Here is a 3,178-nt window from a genome sequence, read left to right as displayed (position 1 = left end):
CGGCCGCGCCGCTGCAGGCGGCCGCGCCGGCGGTCAGCGCCGGCGATCCTTCCCCCCCATGGATGCACGCGCCGGGCCGCCCGTTCACGGTCTATGGCCAGCCCTCGAAGCACGAGCAGCAGGTGATCCGCCGCATCAGCGGCAACCGCCTGCTGCCGGGCAACGGCGTGTCGCTCACGCCGCTGGAGGAGCTCGAAGGCATCATCACGCCCACCGGCCTGCATTTCGAGCGCCACCACAACGGCGTGCCCGACATCGATCCGGCGCAGCACCGCCTGCTGATCCACGGCCGTGTGAAGCGTGCGCTGAGCTTCGGCGTCGACCACCTGCTGCGCTACCCGATGCGCTCGCAGCTGCTTGTGCTGGAGTGCGGCGGCAACAGCAACGCGGGCTGGCATCCCGAGCCGATCCAGCGGCCGGTCGGCTCCTTCCACGGCCTGGTCTCGTGCAGCGAGTGGACCGGCGTGCCGCTCTCGGTGCTGCTCGACGAGGCCGGGATCGAGCCGCGCACGACCTGGGCCGTCGCCGAGGGCGCCGACGCCTTCGCGATGAACGTGAGCCTGCCGGTCGCCAAGCTGATGGACGACGCGATCGTCGCGCTCTACCAGAACGGCGAGCGCCTGCGGCCCGAGCACGGCTATCCGCTGCGGCTCATCGTCCCCGGCTGGGAGGGTGTCCTGAATGTCAAGTGGCTCAGGCGGCTGCAGTTGAGCGAACAGCCGCTGATGGCGCGCAACGAGACGGCCAAGTACACCGAGCTGCTGCCCGACGGCAAGGCGCGCATGTTCACCTTCGTGATGGAGCCAAGTCTCTGATCACCTCGCCCTCGCACGGCCAGCACCTGCGCGGGCCCGACGTCTACGCGATCAGCGGCCTGGCGTGGAGCGGCCGGGGCCGCATCCGGCGCGTGGAGGTGTCGGCCGACGGTGGCCGCAGCTGGGCCGACGCCACGCTGCAGGACCCGGTGCTGCCGCGCTGCATGACGCGCTTTCGCGCCGCATGGAAATGGGATGGTCGACCCACCGTGCTGAAGAGCCGCGCGACCGACGAGACCGGCGATGTGCAGCCCGAGCGCAACGCCCTGGTGGCGCAGCGCGGCACCAACGGCTACTTCCACTACAACGCCATCGTGTCCTGGGCCGTCGACGAGGAAGGCAACGTGCGCCATGTCTATGCGTGAGCCGCGTGCGCTGGCCGCCGGGCTGCTGCTGGCGTGGGCCGGCGGCGCTGCGGCGGCCGAGGCCCTGCAGGCACCGCGTCTGGGCCGGCCGGTCGACGCGCAGGAAGTCGCCCGCTGGGACCTGAGCGTCTTTCCCGACGGCCGTGGCCTGCCTGCCGGCCGCGGCAATGCCGCCGAAGGCGCCATCCTGTTCCGCCAGCACTGCGCGGCCTGCCATGGGGCGGGAGGCCGCGGCGCAAGTGCCGAGGAGCTGGCCGGCGGCACCGAGCCGCTGACCAGCCCGACGCCCGACAAGACCATCGGCCTCTACTGGCCCTACGCGACGACGGTCTTCGACTTCTTGCGCCGCGCCAAACCGATGACGGCACCCGGCACGCTCAGCGCCGACGAGGTCTACGCGCTCACCGCCTACCTGCTGTACGCCAACGGGCTGATCGGCGAGACAGACGAGATGGACGCCCGGACCCTGCCACGGCTGCGCATGCCCAACCGCGACGGCTTCACCGGCATCGACGCGACGCTGCCGCCGCGCTGACCGCCGCTGTCGGCGCGGGCCGGGTCCTGCCTCGCGGAACTGAGGGTTTCCAATCTGTCCCCTACAATAGCGCCCGCAGCGCGCAGTTCCAGTCCTTGCGCTGCAGTCGATTCCGACCTCTTCCCCCTTCAGGCCTCCGACTGGCGCACGTGCTTCGCACGCCGCGGCAGGCCGACTCGATGCCCGCATCCGGGCACCTCATTCATGTCATTCAAAGAACTGGGGCTCGCCGAGCCCCTGCTGCAAGCCATCGTCGACGCCGGCTACGAGACGCCCACGCCGATCCAGAAACAGGCCATTCCGGCCGTCATGCTGGGCGGCGACCTGCTCGCCGGCGCCCAGACCGGCACCGGCAAGACCGCCGGCTTCGTGCTGCCGATGCTGCACCGCCTGATGGCCAGGCCGGCCGTCAAGGACGCTCGCGGCAAGAGCCCGGTGCGGGCGCTGATCCTCACGCCGACCCGCGAACTGGCGGCGCAGGTGGAGGAAAGCGTGCGCATCTACGGCAAGCACGCCAAGCTCAGCTCGATGGTGATGTTCGGCGGCGTCGGTATGCAGCCGCAGATCGACCGCCTCAAGCGCGGCGTCGACATCCTGGTGGCCACGCCCGGCCGCCTGCTCGACCACCACCAGCAGCGCACGCTGGACCTGAGCCACGTCGAGATCTTCGTGCTCGATGAAGCCGACCGCATGCTCGACATGGGCTTCATCCACGACATCAAGAAGGTGCTGGCGATCGTGCCGAAGCAGAAGCAGAGCCTGCTGTTCAGCGCGACCTTCAGCGACGAGATCAAGACCCTGGCCGACCGCCTGCTGAACAGCCCGCAGGTGATCGAGGTGGCGCGCCGCAACAGCACCGTCGAGACCATCGCGCAGAAGATCCATCCGGTCGACCGCGACAAGAAGAAGGAACTGCTGGCCCACCTGATCAAGAGCCAGGATTGGCACCAGGTGCTGGTGTTCTGCCGCATGAAGCACGGCGCCAACCGCCTCACCGAGTATCTGAACGACCAGCGCATCACCGCGATGGCGATCCACGGCAACAAGAGCCAGACCGCGCGCACCAAGGCGCTGGCCGACTTCAAGAGCGGCGCGCTCCAGGTGCTGGTGGCAACCGACATCGCCGCGCGCGGCATCGACATCGACCAGTTGCCGCACGTCGTCAATTTCGAGCTGCCCAACGTGTCCGAGGACTACGTGCACCGTATCGGCCGCACCGGCCGCGCCGGTGCCCTGGGCGAGGCCGTGTCGCTGGTCTGCGTCGACGAGGACGGCTTCCTGCGCGATATCGAGAAGCTGATCAAGCGCAGCATCCCGCGCGAGGTCGTGCCCGGCTTCGAGCCCGATCCGCGCGCCGTGGCGCAGCCCATCCAGATCGGACGGCAGACGCTCAACGGCGCCTGCGCTCTGGTGGCGGCGGCCGGGGCGGCGCGGGTCGTCCGGGCGGGCGGTGGCGGTGGCGG

General features: G+C 70.0%; 4 protein-coding genes. All 4 read left to right on the top strand.

Annotated features, from left to right (window positions below):
* On the top strand, positions 1-815 hold an 815-nt coding region (locus x551_RS27710), incomplete at its 5' end, for a molybdopterin-dependent oxidoreductase (protein ID WP_253950429.1).
* Positions 812-1,180: a hypothetical protein gene (locus tag x551_RS26610; RefSeq protein WP_253950430.1), complete on the top strand. Its 369-nt coding sequence runs from the start codon at positions 812-814 to the stop codon at positions 1,178-1,180. The genes x551_RS27710 and x551_RS26610, both read left to right, overlap by 4 nt.
* Positions 1,167-1,715: a cytochrome c gene (locus tag x551_RS20170; protein ID WP_231497816.1), complete on the top strand. Its 549-nt coding sequence runs from the start codon at positions 1,167-1,169 to the stop codon at positions 1,713-1,715. The genes x551_RS26610 and x551_RS20170 overlap by 14 nt, the downstream gene beginning before the upstream one ends.
* Before the next feature lie 204 nt (positions 1,716-1,919).
* On the top strand, positions 1,920-3,178 hold a 1,259-nt coding region (locus x551_RS20165), incomplete at its 3' end, for a DEAD/DEAH box helicase (protein WP_152543611.1).

The organism is Methylibium sp. T29, assembly GCF_000576205.1.
Taxonomy (GTDB): Bacteria; Pseudomonadota; Gammaproteobacteria; order Burkholderiales; family Burkholderiaceae_C; genus Methylibium; species Methylibium petroleiphilum.
This window is presented reverse-complemented; position numbering and strand designations above follow the sequence as displayed.

Coding starts and splice junctions, on each gene's coding strand:
- x551_RS20170 (WP_231497816.1), top strand. CDS start 1,167: ATGTCTATGCGTGAGCCGCGTGCGCTGGCCGCCGGGCTGCTGCTGGCG.